We start from the raw sequence: 12,773 nt of genomic DNA on the forward strand, positions 1-12,773 counted from the left end.
GCGTGTCTTGCACCCGACACACAACGCTGTATATTAGCGGAGTGGCAGCCGAAGCGGTAACTCCGGCTGCCGTTTCGCTTAGATGAAGAAATGAACCCGCACGCGCATTCGCCAGCCCGTGCGGGTTTTTCTTATCTCAAGCGTGATGCTTACGGGTAGATGCCCCATTTGCCTCACTCCTGTTCGACAGCAAAGCCTATGCCGAGGTCGGGGAGGCTTATCGTCCCCGACGCGCTGGCTGGCGCAGCGCTTTCTGCTTCAGCTGCGAACGGGCAAAGCGTAGCATGGACGTGTCCGGAATATTAGGAAAATACGATGGAACATCACCGCGTCAGCGTGGCCACGGCTTCCACGTGGGACGACCAGAGAAACTGATCGACGGGGGTGACCTTCGTTACGCGGTAACCACCCTCGATAAGGATCGAGAGATCGCGTGCGAGGGTCTGCGGGTTGCACGATACCGCGACCACGGCCTTCACCGTCGAGCGCGCCAGCTCCCGACACTGGGCCTCGGCGCCGGCACGCGGCGGATCGAAGACGACGGCGTCGAAGACCTTGAGTTCGGACGTCATCATCGGCCTGCGGAAGAGATCGCGCTTTTCGATGGTGACGGGCTTTAGCCCCTGCGTGTTGCGAGCGGCGAAATCGAGCGCTTTCAGCGCCTTGTCCTCGCTTTCCACAGCATGCACGCGGCCCTTGCGGGCCATGCGCAGAGCGAAGGTGCCTGTGCCCGCGAAAAGATCGGCGACCCGCTTGGCCTTGCCGAGATGCGCCATGACCAGTTCCGCCATTGCAGCTTCCGCGACAGCACTCGCCTGCGCAAAGCCGCCGGGGGGCGGCGAGACAGCGATGCCGTCAAAGGTGATGCGGGGCTTCAGCGGCTCGACGATCGTCTCCCCGTTGACGGCGAGGCGCGCAATGCCGCGCAGCTTCAGCACGACTTCGATCGCCTGCTGCCGATGACGGTCCGACAGAGACTTGATGCCATCGACGGCCAGATCGAGCCCGGCCTCCGTCTCCAGAACGGTGATGCGAAACGGCTCGGCACTGGCGGCAAGGGCCGCCGCGACGACGCGGATCGCCGCGAGCCGCGACACGATGCCGGGGCTCGCGATGGGACATTCCGTTATGGAAACGATGTGGTGGCTTTCCGCCTGGTTGTACCCGAGCAACAGCTCCTTCTCGGTGCGTCGTGCGGTGAAAACCGTGCGCCGCCGCTCGCCGGGGCTCGCGATGACGAGGGGCGCCACCTCCGTCGCGATTCCGCGGGACCGCAGGGCGTCGATCACGATCTGTCGCTTGAATGCATGGTAGAGATCATCGCCGGCATGTTGCAGCGTGCAGCCGCCGCATGTGCCGTTCTCGCCTTCCGGGCCGAAATGGCGACAGGCCGGCGCGACACGGTCGGGTGAGGGCTCCAGCAGAGACATAACGGTGCCCTGCTGCTTGTTGACGGCCATCGTCACGCGTTCGCCGGGAAGCGTGAAAGGCACGAAGACGGGCCCGTTATCGGAGGTCACGATGCCGTCACCCTGGAGGCCGAGGCGTTCGATCGTAGCGGTTTCCGCGCTCATGTCGCGTCCTCGCCGAGATCGGCATCGTCGTCGTCATCCAGAGGCTTGCGGCCCGCAAGCAGAAACTCCTCGTTGCCGTCGCCGCCTGCAATGGGTGAGGGGATGAGGCCGAGGCTTTCCCAGCCCATGTCCTCCACGAGCCAGCGCTCGAGCTCCGCCGCCACCTCGGGTGCGGTCGAGGGATCCTTGAGAAGCCCCGCCTTGCTGACGAAATCGCGTCCGGCCTCGAACTGCGGCTTCACGAGGAGAATGCAGATCGCGCCGGGCACGGCGAGATCGAGCGCCGGTGGCAGAGCGAGCTTCAGCGAGATGAAGGACACGTCGGAGACGACCATGCCGATCTCCCGGTCCTCAAGATGTTCTTCATCGAGCACGCGCGCGTTTAGTCCCTCTATATTGGTGACGCGCGGGTCGGCTTCGAGGCGAGGGTGGAACTGCCCGTGCCCGACATCGACGGAGATGACATGGGCGGCGCCCGCATGCAGCAGCACTTCGGTGAAGCCGCCGGTGGAGGCGCCGATATCGAGGCAATCGAGTCCGTCCGGCGAAAGCCCGAAATGGTCGAGGCCGGCTTTCAGCTTCAGCGCGGCGCGCGAGACATAGGCCTGCACCGGATCGTCGATCTCGATCGTCACGTCCTCTGGAAAGGTGGAGCTCGGCTTGGTGACGACGCGGCCGTTGACCCGCACGGTTCCGCGCTGCACGGCATCGCGCGCGCGGGACCGGCTGGCGACGAGCCCGAGGTTGAGAACGAGCTGGTCGAGGCGGACGGTGGTTTTCGGTTCGTTTGACATGGCGCATGTCATGGCGTGTCAGGGCCCGGCTGACAAGCCTTTTGCGTCATGTCGAACGGATCTCGGCGTCATGACGCGCGTTTGCGAGGCGCTGATGTCAGCCTGCGGCGTCGCGGCCGACGCGCTTCTGCCCGAGAGCCCGGAAGACGGTGGAGACGATGCCGGCGCGGTCGAGGCCCGCCTGCGCATACATGGCTTCCTGCTTGCTCTGTTCCATCCAGATGTCCGGCAGCACCATCGGGCGCACCTTCAGCCCCGAATCCATCAGGCCTTCCAGCGCAAGGAATTGCAGCACGTGGCTGCCAAAGCCCCCGACGGAGCCTTCCTCGATGGTGATCAGCACCTCGTGCTCACGGGCAAGACGGCGGATGAGGTCGTGATCGAGCGGCTTTGCAAAGCGCGCATCGGCAACCGTCGTGGAAAGCCCCGAAGCATCGAGGTCTTCAGCCGCCAGCAGACAATCCGCAAGCCGCGTGCCGAAGGAGAGCAGGGCGACCTTCGTGCCTTCCTTGACGATGCGGCCCCGGCCGATCTGGAGGATCTCGCCACGGACCGGCATGTCGATGCCGACACCTTCGCCACGCGGGTAGCGGAAGGAAATCGGACCTTCGTCATAGGCCGCGGCCGTGCGCACCATGTGCTTCAACTCGGCCTCGTCGGCGGCCGCCATCACCACGAAGCCGGGCAGGGCGGCGAGGTAGGTCGTATCGAACGAGCCTGCATGCGTCGGACCATCCGCACCGACGAAACCGGCGCGGTCGATCGGGAAACGGACGGGCAGACCCTGGATCGCGACGTCATGGACGACCTGATCATAGCCGCGCTGGAGGAAGGTGGAATAAAGCGCCGCGAAGGGTTTCAGCCCCTCCGTCGCCAATCCGGCCGCAAAGGTCACCGCATGCTGCTCGGCAATGCCGACGTCGAAAATACGGGACGGATGCGCCAGCGCGAACTTGTCGAGCCCGGTGCCGGACGGCATGGCGGCGGTTACCGCCACGATGCGCTCGTCCTCGTTTGCTTCCTGTACCAGCGTCTCGGCGAAGACGGCGGTATAGGACGGCGCATTCGGCTTCGCCTTGGCCTGCGCGCCTGTGATGACGTCGAACGTGTTGACGCCGTGATACTTGTCGGCAGCGGCCTCGGCCGGAGCGTAGCCCTTGCCCTTCTGAGTCACGACGTGAATGAGCACCGGCCCGTGCGCATTGTCGCGCACATTGCGCAGCACCGGCAGCAGATGCTCGAAGGAATGCCCGTCGATGGGACCGATATGGTAGAAACCCATCTCCTCGAACAGCGTGCCGCCGGTGACGTAGCCGCGCGCATGCTCCACCGCGCGCGTAATGGCGCGGTCGACAGACTTGCCGAGATAAGCCGTCAGCTTCTTGCCAAGTTCGCGGAAGCCCATATAGGTCCGCCCGGAGGCAAGCCGCGCCAGATAGGCGCTCATGGCGCCGGTCGGCGGCGCGATGGACATGTCGTTGTCGTTGAGGATCACGATCAGCCGGGCATCGAGCGCGCCGGCATTGTTCAGGGCCTCGTAGGCCATGCCCGCCGACATTGCTCCGTCGCCGATGACGGAGATGACATTGCGCTTGACGCCCTGCAACTCGGACGCGACAGCCATGCCGAGGCCGGCCGAAATCGACGTGGAGGAATGCGCGGCACCGAAGGGGTCGTATTCGCTCTCCGCCCGACGCGTGAAGCCGGACAGTCCGTTTTCCTGACGCAGCGTGCGGATGCGGTCGCGGCGGCCGGTCAGGATCTTGTGGGGATAGCACTGATGGCCGACGTCGAAGATCAGACGGTCGTGCGGCGTGTCGAACACCTTGTGGATGGCGATGGTGAGCTCGACGACGCCGAGCCCCGCGCCAAGGTGGCCGCCTGTGCGCGACACGGCGTCGATCATTTCGGCGCGCAATTCGCCGGCAAGCTGCGGCAGGTCCTTGTCGTCGATCGCTTTGAGATCCCGCGGCAGGTTGACCTTGTCCAGAAGCGGTGTCGACGGCGGGGAGTTCGGTTGGGTCACGCTGTCCTCATACCCGCGGTCGTTGCTAGGCCGCGATAGAAATCATTCGCAAAATGGCGTCTTAATCGCAATTCGCCGGAATTGCAAAAGCCCGTTGCCGCAACATCTCATGATGGTGCATCGTCCGAAAGAGGCCATGCGGCGGTTCATCCCGTCACGGAGATCCGCTCCCGAATCTGCGTCAAGGGGCGCCGGTCAGGATACCGGAACCCCCGTCTCGATCCTACAACAAAGTTCCGGCCTTAAAGTTCGTTGCCCATGCCTTACGCACGCGCGACACGTGTGCGGCGCATCAGGGTGACGGTGGCAAGCCAGAGCACGACGCCGATGGCAAGAAGCACGCCGGCGATGAGATACTGGACGGGCTCGCGGCCGGTCCAGGGGCCGGCAAGGAAGGTGCATGTCAGCGCCCCTAGCACCGGGAAGACGGTCGGGATGCGAAAATGCTTGTGCTCCACCGTGTCCTTGCGCAGCACCAGCACCGCGATGTTGACGATGGCGAAGACGCAGAGCAGCAGCAGCGCCGTCGTGCCGCCGAGTTCAGGAACGCCGCCTGCAAAGATCAGCAGGCCGACGGCCAGCAGCGTGGTGAAACCGATGGCGATGTAGGGCGTCTGGCGCCCGTGATGCACGCGGCCGAGAATGGCGGGAATGACATCCTCTCGCGCCATGCCGTAGAGCAGACGGCTCGCCATCATCATGTTGATCAGCGCGGAGTTGGCGACGGCCAGCATGGTGATGACGCCGAAGATACTGATGGGGAAACCGGGCGCGCCTGCCTGCACGACCTTCAGGAGCGGAGTTTCGCCTTCGCTCAGTTCGCCGGCCGGCACGAGCGTGATCGCGGCGATGGAGACGAGCACGTAGATCACTCCGGTGATGAGCAGGCCGGTCAGGAGGACCTTCGGAAAGATCCGGCTCGGGTCCTTGCACTCCTCGGCCATGTTGACCGAATCCTCGAAGCCCACCATGGCGAAGAAGGCAAGCGTGGTGGCCGCGATGACCGACCAGAACACGCCGCTGTCACCGGCCGGCGTAAACGTCGTGACGCGCGACACGTCGCCCTGGCCGTGAAAGATCGCCCAGAAGCCGATACCGATGATGATGAGAAGGCCCGTCAGCTCGATCATGGTCAGGCCGACATTGAGCTTCACGCTCTCCCCGACGCCGCGAAAGTTGATGGCGGCAACGAGCGCAAGAAACAGGACCGCGATCAGCACCACCATGGCATTGCCGACGTCGAGCCCGAGCGCTGCCGTGAAATTGGCAGAGAATGCCCGCGCCGCCGTGGAGGCCGAGGTGATGCCCGACGACATGACCGCGAAGGCGACGATGAAGGTCAGGAAATGCACGCCGAATGCCTTGTGCGTATAAAGTGCCGCGCCGGCCGCCTTCGGATATTTCGTGACGAGTTCGAGGTAGCTGAAGGCGGTCAGCAGCGCGACCGCGAAGGCGATGAGGAAGGGAAGCCAGACGATGCCGCCGACCTTCGCCGCAACCTGTCCCGTCAGCGCATAGATGCCGGTGCCGAGGATGTCGCCGATGATGAAAAGCAGCAGGAGACCCGGCCCCATCACGCGCTTCAGTTCAGCTTGGCTCCCGCTCTTCTCCTGCATCGTCATGGCAACGCCCCTTCTCCCGTGGATCTTCTTCCGATGGACATAGCTCTGGGGATGTCGAAGGAAAGATGCATCCGGCGTGGACGAAGGAGATTCTGGTTCGTCCCTGGGTTGCGCGATGACCGGGAATTCGCCGATCGATTCACTGCGACGCAGATCTGGAAGCCGTACCTTCCGAATGCGGAATGGGTCACTGTTTCCGGCAATCGCCTCAGCATGATCGTCGCGCGCAACGCCCGCAAGTTTGCAACCCCGCTCGACCAGCATCTGCGGCCAGCACCGGCATCGATGCCGGAGGTGTTGCAAGGATCGTCGCCGGATGGGCCCTCGGACTCGGAAAGCGTCGCGGCCTGATCAGCTGCCGTCGAGCGGCTCGACGCCCTGCGGCTTGCCCGCGCGGTCGAGACGGATCTTCTCGATGCGGTTTTCCGCCGCGTTCAGCAAGGCCTCGCAATGTTTCTTCAGCGCTTCGCCCCGTTCGTAGAATTCGATCGACCGGTCTAGCGCGACGTCGCCGCGCTCCAGCGCCGAAACGATCGACTCCAGTTCCTCCACCGCGCGCTCGAACGACAGAGAAGCCACATCAGCAGGGGCTGCCGGGTTGGCCGGGCCACCGGCGGGTGGTTGGGTGCGTGTCTCGTTTGCCATTGCGGTCATCCCCTCATCAGGCGCTGGATATGCAGGCCCGCCGATTCGGCAAGCCCCACGAGGTCATAGCCGCCTTCGAGCAGGCTGACGATCCGGTTGCCGGCATGCTTTCCCGCAACGTCCAGCAACCGGCCGGTCGCCCAGTCGAAATCATCGCCGACAAGGTTGATCTGCGCCAGCGGATCGCGATGATGGGCATCGAAGCCTGCGGAGATGATGATGAGGTCCGGCTGGAACCGCTCGAGGGCCGGCAGAACACGCGACTTGAACGCCTCGCGAAAATGCTCGCTGCCGGTATCGGGAGAGAGCGGCGCATTGACGATCGTGTTGTGGATGCCGGTCTCGTCCTTCGCTCCCGTGCCGGGATAAAGCGGCATCTGGTGCGTCGAGCAGAAGAGAACGGAAGCGTCGTCGTAGAAGATATCCTGCGTGCCGTTGCCGTGGTGCACATCCCAGTCCACGATCGCCACACGCTCGGCGCCGTGGACGCGCTGGGCATGGCGCGCGGCGATGGCGGCATTGTTGAAAAAGCAGAAGCCCATGGCCTTCGTCTTCTCGGCATGGTGTCCGGGCGGACGGGAGGCCACGAAGACATTGTCGGCTTTGCCGGCAAAAACCGCATCCACCGCCGCCACCGCGCCGCCGATGCCGGTCAGCGCCGCTTGCAGGCTGGCGGGGCTTGCATGCGTATCCGCCTCGAAACTGTTGATGCCCTCTTCGGGGATCACCGACATCACGGCGCGCAGGTGCTCTTCAGGGTGGGCGAGCAGCACCAGATCCTCGTTGCCCTGCGGCGCCTGAACGCGAACGAGATCGGAAAACCGCTCGTGCTCCAGCGCCAGATTGAGCGCCCGCAGCCGGTCCGGCCGCTCGGGGTGGCCCTCCGGCACCTGATGCTCGAGGAAGATGGGGTTTTCGTAGAGGATGGTTGTCATGCAAGGCAAGCTAGAGCGGCAAGAGGGCAGGGTCCAGCGCTCCGCCGGCTTTTCCCCCGCCCGTTATCGATCCAGTCCGACTCAGGTCCGCTGCGGCAGCAGGGGATAGCCCACGAGCACGGCACGCGCCGCAAGCGACGCGATACCGGCCTTGATCAGGTCGCCCGGAAGGAAAGCGGCGTTTGCCGAGAGGGCAGTCACGAAGCCCATGCCCGTGTTGATGGCAAGCCAGATCGTGCCCAGAAGGTAGACGACGCCGATGCCGCCAATGATCGAGGCGAGGAAGAAACCGGCGATCTGCCGGGCGCCGCTCTGGGATTCGCGCACGATCCGCTCGGCGACGAGGCCGGTGGCGAAGGTGCCCAGGACCCAGCCGGCGATGTAACCGGCCGTCGGTCCGGCCAGGACGGCGAGACCGCCGCGGCCGCCCGACAGGACCGGCAGGCCGACGGCCACCATGAGGATGAGGAGGAGATAGGCGAGCGCGCCACGCTTGGCACCGATGATGCAGCCGGCCAGCATGACGCCCATGGACTGCGCGGTCATCGGCACCGGCACGAAGGCGAGCGTGATCGGCGGGATGACGCCGAGGACGATGATGATGGCGGTAAACAAAGCGGTGAGAACCAGGTCGCGAGTCGACATTCGCCTCTCCTTTCACGAGTTGCTGATAGAGCCCGATTAGTGACGTCGCAGCCCGCGTGCGTCAATGGCCATGGCAATCATGTCGGCATCTTTCAGCGTGAGGATGATGAGCGGCGCGAGCATCTTGAGGGCGCGCACGGGCAGCCCCCGCGCCGCATGCGCTTCCCGCAGGCTTTCGTAGCGCGTCGATATTTCCGGTACGAAGCGCAGCACAAGCCCCAGTGCCAGCCCGATATCCGCGGCATTCACAAGCCCGAGCCGCTCGAACGGCATCATGAGCCGGGTGATCTCCTCCATGAAATCGCCGACCTCCGTCGTGGCCGTGATAGTGGCGGCAAGAAGGATGAGCGTGGCGAACCGGAGGAAGACGACAAGCCCGTGAACCGGCGTCTCGAAGAAGGCTGTCGCACCCGCCACAACGGCGATGGAGACGAGCGGCCAGGCAAGGCGCGACACGGCTTCGGAAAACGACACGCCCACCGTGGCGAAAAGAAGCGCCGAGAGCACCATCGCTCCGCCGAGAACGAGCGGATCGTCTGTCAGGAAAAGCGCGAGGCTGGCGATGAACAGCCCCGCAAGCTTCATGCGCACCGATAGCCTGTGGAGCGGCGTCGCGCCCTCGACATGCAGGCTCTTCAGCACAGCGCCACCGCCTCGTAGGTTCTTATGACATCCCCCGGCGCGCCATCGGCGATCAGGCGCCCTTCGTGAAACAGGAGCACGCGCTCGAAGCTCTCGATCAACGAAAGGTCATGGCTGACGACGATGGCCGCCTCGTCAAGGCCCGCCAGCGTGTCGATCACCCGCTTCCGGTTCTTGAGGTCCAGCTGGTTGGTCGGCTCGTCGAGAATGAGGATGCCGGGCTCGGTCACGAGCACGCTCGCCATGGCAACCAGCTGCGTCTCGCCACCGGACAGCGCATGCACCCGCCGCCGGGCCAGATGATCGATACCGAAGCGCATGAGAATGGCCTCGACGCGCGCGGCAACCTCCGCTTTGTCAACGCCGCGGCTCTTCAGGCCGAGCGCGATATCGTCGGCGACGATCGGCAGGATCAGCTGGTTCTGCGGGTTCTGGAAGATGAAGCCGACGGTGCCGAGCACCGCCGGGCCGTCCGCCACCGTGTCCAGCCCGTTCACCGTCACGCGGCCCCCGCTCGGCTTGACAAGGCCGTTGATGCATCGCGCAAAGGTGGTCTTGCCCGAGCCGTTCAGCCCGATGACGCCGATCCGCCGCTCGGTCAGATCGAGGTCGAGTGGATGAAGTGCGACGGTTTCGCCATAACGGACGCTGCAATCGGCAAAGCGGATCTCCAATCCCGTCTCCTTGGATGTATCGGCTGATCGTCGGGTCATAGGCGAAGACAGGGGAAAGGCAAAGCGGGAGTTGATTCTTCTCCAGAACAAAGCATGATCAAAAACATGACGATTCTCGTATCCAACCGCGATGCCCGCCGCATCTTCCTCAACGTCCAGGGGCTGGCCTCGTCGCCCAACCGGGCGCTGACGAAGGCCGGTCTGCTCGATCTCATCACGAAGATCGGCTTTGTGCAGGTGGACAGCATCTCCACGGTGGAGCGTGCCCACCACATGATCCTCCACGCCCGCAACCAGACCTACCGGCGGGAGCATCTGACAGCGCTTCTGGAAAAGGACGGCGCGCTGTTCGAACACTGGACGCACGACGCCTCGATCATCCCCAGCGCCTTCTTCGTCTACTGGAAGCATCGCTTCGCCCGCGAAAGCGAGACGCTTGTGGAGCGCTGGCGCAAATGGCGGGAGGCCGGGTTCGAGGATGTGTTCGACGAGACGCTGAAGCAGATCACCGAGACCGGCCGCGTGCTGGCACGCGATTTCAAGTACGAGGACCGCACCTCCGGCGGCTGGTGGAACTGGCATCCCTCCAAGACCGCGCTCGAATATCTCTGGCGCACCGGCAAGCTCGCCATCGCCGGCCGCGACAGCTTTCAGAAGATCTATGATCTCACCGAGCGCGTCATCCCCGAGCCGTATCGCACGGAGGAGGTGAGCCGGGAGGCCTTCATTGACTGGTGCTGCCGCGCCGCGCTGGACCGCCTGGGCTTTGCCACCCACGGCGAACTCGCCGCCTTTTTCGCGCTGATCTCCCCGGAGGACGCACGCCAGTGGGTGCTGTCCCATGCGGACGAGTTACGGTCGGTCGTGATCGAGCCCGCCGACGGCAGCCGGCCGCGCGCCGCCCACGCGCTCGCCGGCTTCCCCGAAACGCTTGGCGAACTGGAGGAACCGCCGGCACGCCTGCGCGTCCTCAGCCCGTTCGATCCGCTCCTGCGGGATCGCGCCCGCACCGAACGCCTGTTCGGCTTCAATTATCGCATCGAGATCTTCGTGCCCGAGCCGAAGCGCCAATATGGCTACTACGTCTTCCCGCTTCTGGAAGGCGACCGCCTCATCGGCCGCATCGACATGAAGGCCCATCGCAAGGCGGGCGTGCTGGAGGTCAAGCGCCTCTGGTGGGAAGAAGGCATTCGGACATCGTCGGGCCGGGATGCACGCCTCGAAGCCGAACTCGTCCGCATCGCCCGCTTTGCCGGTGTCGAGCAGGTGGTGTGGCTGGAGGGCGCGCGGGGGTAGAGAGGCGTTTTATTTCAGCCGTGCCTGTTGTACGATGCGCAGGCGCACGTATGATGGGGTCCAAGCTAAGGATCGAAGATGAAGCCGTCCGCCGCCGTTGAGCAACACCGCGAAGCCATTCACGCACTCGTGCGCCGTTTTCGGCTGTCAAACCCTCGACTTGTCGGCGCTGCCGCCGGACAGGCGGACTTCGAAAGCGATGAAATCGAGTTTCTGGTCGATGATCGTCCGGGCACGACGCTTCTGGATCTTGGCGGGCTTCAGATCGAGCTTGAGGATCTTTTTGGCGTGGAAGTGCATGTGCTGACGCCGGGAGGACTGCCGGAAAAGCAGCGCGCAAAGGTTCTGAACGAAGCTCTACCTGTATGAAGGTTGCAAGTCTGGTTGAGCATCTCCTGCTAATGCAGGAAATGGCTCACGACGCCGAGGAGTTTTGTGAAAGTCTCGATTGCGCACAATTTCTGGCGGACAGGAAAACACAGCAGGCCTGCATTCTCAATCTGCTTATCATGGGAGAGTGTTCGTCCAGGATACTGAAAGAACAGCCCGCCTTCGCCGACTTTTCCCCTTATATTCCCCATCGCAACATGAAGGGAATGAGAAACCATATCGCGCATGGTTTCTCCACATTGAATCTTGAGACGATCTGGGCAACGCTCGATCAGTTTCTACCGAATGTGATCGCAGTGCTCCCCGCAGCGATCGAGGCAGCTGTCAGATACGAAAACGATCTCTGAAGCTGTCCCTGTATGGACTACAAAATCACCGTCTCCGAAATCTCGATCCCGAACCCTTCCAGCCCGACATAATGACGCTCGCGCGTGGAGAGGAGCTTGATCGAGGAGATGCCGAGGTCTTTCAGGATCTGGGCGCCGAGGCCGATTTCGAGCCATTCGCTGTCGCGGGCCTGGGCTTCGCTGTGGCCTTCGCGGTCCTGCATGGCCTTGCGCGCCGTCTGCGAGGCGCCAACGCCGACAGAGCCTTCTCTGAGATAGACGACGACGCCGCGGCCGTAGTCGGAGATGCGCTGAAGGATGCGATCGAGCTGGTTGTCCTTGCCGAAGACGTCGGCGCCGACGTTTTCCAGATGCAGCCGCACGGGGATATCGACGCCATCGCGGATATCGCCGAAGACGACGGCGAGGTGCTGCATCGGGTCCCAGGGCAGCGAGAAGGCGTGACCCTTGGCCATGCCGAACGGCGTCTCGATGTCGAAAACATCGCCACGGTCGATCAGCGTCTCCTTGCGCTGGCGATAGGCGATGAGGTCGGCAACGGAGAGCTGCTTGAGGCCGTGCGCTTGCGCAAAGGCCGCGACTTCGGGACCGCGCATGACCGTGCCGTTGTCGTTGACGAGTTCGGAAATCACGCCGATCAGGGGCAGGCTGGCGAGCTTGCAGAGATCGACGGCTGCTTCCGTATGGCCGGAGCGCATGAGCACGCCCCCTTCGCGTGATACCAGGGGGAAGATATGGCCCGGCCGGACGAAATCCGCAGCCCCGGCATTGGGATTGGCGAGGTTACGAACGGTCAGCGTCCGGTCGTCGGCCGAGATGCCGGTCGTCGTGCCATGCTTGAAATCGACGCTGACGGTGAAGGCCGTGGTGTGGGCGCTGTCATTGTCGGCCACCATGGCGTTGAGGTTCAACCGTTTGGCCTCTTCCTTGGGCATCGGCGCGCACACGATGCCGGAGGTGTGGCGCACGATGAAGGCCATCTTCTCCGCCGTGCAGTGAACGGCGGCGACGATCAGGTCGCCCTCGTTCTCGCGGCCGTCATCATCGGTGACGACGACGATTTCGCCGGCCTCGAAGGCCCGGATGGCATCGACGACGCGCTTCTGGTCGAAGGACATGGATGGGATCCTCTCGTTTCGCAAGGCCGCTCGGGCCGCATGGTCTTGTCGGCCGGTCGGCCCTT

The 12,773-nt window shown here is 63.9% G+C and carries 13 protein-coding genes; 3 read left to right on the forward strand and 10 right to left on the reverse strand.

What is annotated here, in order from left to right; translation table 11 throughout:
- Positions 1-323: 323 nt before the first annotated feature.
- From BSG19_RS09360 to BSG19_RS09405, 9 genes are all read right to left on the reverse strand, one after another.
- Complete coding sequence (locus BSG19_RS09360; protein WP_092987002.1) at positions 324-1,574, reverse strand: class I SAM-dependent RNA methyltransferase; 1,251 nt, start codon at positions 1,572-1,574, stop codon at positions 324-326.
- Positions 1,571-2,368 carry a TlyA family RNA methyltransferase gene (locus tag BSG19_RS09365; protein WP_092987004.1) on the reverse strand — a complete coding sequence of 266 codons (798 nt, stop codon included), beginning with the start codon at positions 2,366-2,368 and terminating at the stop codon, positions 1,571-1,573. Before BSG19_RS09365 ends, BSG19_RS09360 begins: the two co-directional genes overlap by 4 nt.
- 97 nt (positions 2,369-2,465) lie before the next feature.
- Positions 2,466-4,394, reverse strand: coding sequence for a 1-deoxy-D-xylulose-5-phosphate synthase (gene dxs / locus BSG19_RS09370; protein ID WP_092987006.1), 1,929 nt, complete (start codon positions 4,392-4,394; stop codon positions 2,466-2,468).
- Between the two features lie 263 nt (positions 4,395-4,657).
- Positions 4,658-6,016: an APC family permease gene (locus BSG19_RS09375; RefSeq protein ID WP_244529161.1), complete on the reverse strand. Its 1,359-nt coding sequence runs from the start codon at positions 6,014-6,016 to the stop codon at positions 4,658-4,660.
- Between the two features lie 351 nt (positions 6,017-6,367).
- Positions 6,368-6,661, reverse strand: coding sequence for an exodeoxyribonuclease VII small subunit (locus BSG19_RS09385; RefSeq protein WP_170865901.1), 294 nt, complete (start codon positions 6,659-6,661; stop codon positions 6,368-6,370).
- Between the two features lie 5 nt (positions 6,662-6,666).
- Positions 6,667-7,596 (reverse strand): histone deacetylase family protein, encoded by a 930-nt coding sequence (locus BSG19_RS09390; RefSeq protein ID WP_092987010.1) that lies wholly within the window; start codon positions 7,594-7,596, stop codon positions 6,667-6,669.
- Positions 7,597-7,677: 81 nt separating this feature from the next.
- Positions 7,678-8,241: a biotin transporter BioY gene (locus BSG19_RS09395; RefSeq protein WP_092987012.1), complete on the reverse strand. Its 564-nt coding sequence runs from the start codon at positions 8,239-8,241 to the stop codon at positions 7,678-7,680.
- Positions 8,242-8,277: 36 nt separating this feature from the next.
- Positions 8,278-8,880 carry an energy-coupling factor transporter transmembrane component T family protein gene (locus BSG19_RS09400; protein ID WP_170865917.1) on the reverse strand — a complete coding sequence of 201 codons (603 nt, stop codon included), beginning with the start codon at positions 8,878-8,880 and terminating at the stop codon, positions 8,278-8,280.
- Positions 8,877-9,557 (reverse strand): energy-coupling factor ABC transporter ATP-binding protein, encoded by a 681-nt coding sequence (locus BSG19_RS09405; protein WP_092987016.1) that lies wholly within the window; start codon positions 9,555-9,557, stop codon positions 8,877-8,879. The genes BSG19_RS09400 and BSG19_RS09405 overlap by 4 nt, the downstream gene beginning before the upstream one ends.
- Positions 9,558-9,662: 105 nt before the next feature.
- Between BSG19_RS09405 and BSG19_RS09410 the strand changes: the two genes are divergently transcribed.
- The 3 genes from BSG19_RS09410 to BSG19_RS09420 all read left to right on the forward strand — a co-directional run bounded on the left by BSG19_RS09410 (position 9,663) and on the right by BSG19_RS09420 (position 11,590).
- Positions 9,663-10,853 carry a winged helix-turn-helix domain-containing protein gene (locus BSG19_RS09410; protein WP_092987411.1) on the forward strand — a complete coding sequence of 397 codons (1,191 nt, stop codon included), beginning with the start codon at positions 9,663-9,665 and terminating at the stop codon, positions 10,851-10,853.
- Positions 10,854-10,931: 78 nt separating this feature from the next.
- A complete protein-coding gene (locus BSG19_RS09415) occupies positions 10,932-11,222 on the forward strand; it encodes a nucleotidyltransferase family protein (protein ID WP_092987018.1) in 291 nt (96 codons plus the stop codon).
- Positions 11,219-11,590 (forward strand): HepT-like ribonuclease domain-containing protein, encoded by a 372-nt coding sequence (locus BSG19_RS09420; protein WP_092987020.1) that lies wholly within the window; start codon positions 11,219-11,221, stop codon positions 11,588-11,590. Before BSG19_RS09415 ends, BSG19_RS09420 begins: the two co-directional genes overlap by 4 nt.
- 17 nt (positions 11,591-11,607) lie before the next feature.
- Here the strand turns inward: BSG19_RS09420 and ribB are convergent, their stop codons facing one another.
- On the reverse strand, positions 11,608-12,708 hold the full coding sequence (gene ribB / locus BSG19_RS09425; RefSeq protein ID WP_092987022.1) for a 3,4-dihydroxy-2-butanone-4-phosphate synthase: 1,101 nt from the start codon (positions 12,706-12,708) through the stop codon (positions 11,608-11,610).
- Positions 12,709-12,773: the final 65 nt, after the last annotated feature.

It is taken from the genome of Rhizobium sp. NFR03 (assembly GCF_900111275.1).
In the GTDB taxonomy this organism is placed as follows: Bacteria; Pseudomonadota; Alphaproteobacteria; order Rhizobiales; family Rhizobiaceae; genus Ferranicluibacter.

Excerpts from the sequence above, each read along its gene's own strand:
- BSG19_RS09360 (WP_092987002.1), bottom strand. The coding sequence starts at position 1,574 with ATGAGCGCGGAAACCGCTACGATCGAACGCCTCGGCCTCCAGGGTGAC.
- BSG19_RS09365 (WP_092987004.1), bottom strand. The coding sequence starts at position 2,368 with ATGTCAAACGAACCGAAAACCACCGTCCGCCTCGACCAGCTCGTTCTC.
- BSG19_RS09375 (WP_244529161.1), bottom strand. The coding sequence starts at position 6,016 with ATGACGATGCAGGAGAAGAGCGGGAGCCAAGCTGAACTGAAGCGCGTG.
- BSG19_RS09385 (WP_170865901.1), bottom strand. The coding sequence starts at position 6,661 with ATGGCAAACGAGACACGCACCCAACCACCCGCCGGTGGCCCGGCCAAC.
- BSG19_RS09390 (WP_092987010.1), bottom strand. The coding sequence starts at position 7,596 with ATGACAACCATCCTCTACGAAAACCCCATCTTCCTCGAGCATCAGGTG.
- BSG19_RS09395 (WP_092987012.1), bottom strand. The coding sequence starts at position 8,241 with ATGTCGACTCGCGACCTGGTTCTCACCGCTTTGTTTACCGCCATCATC.
- BSG19_RS09410 (WP_092987411.1), top strand. The coding sequence starts at position 9,663 with ATGACGATTCTCGTATCCAACCGCGATGCCCGCCGCATCTTCCTCAAC.
- BSG19_RS09415 (WP_092987018.1), top strand. The coding sequence starts at position 10,932 with ATGAAGCCGTCCGCCGCCGTTGAGCAACACCGCGAAGCCATTCACGCA.
- BSG19_RS09420 (WP_092987020.1), top strand. The coding sequence starts at position 11,219 with ATGAAGGTTGCAAGTCTGGTTGAGCATCTCCTGCTAATGCAGGAAATG.
- ribB (WP_092987022.1), bottom strand. The coding sequence starts at position 12,708 with ATGTCCTTCGACCAGAAGCGCGTCGTCGATGCCATCCGGGCCTTCGAG.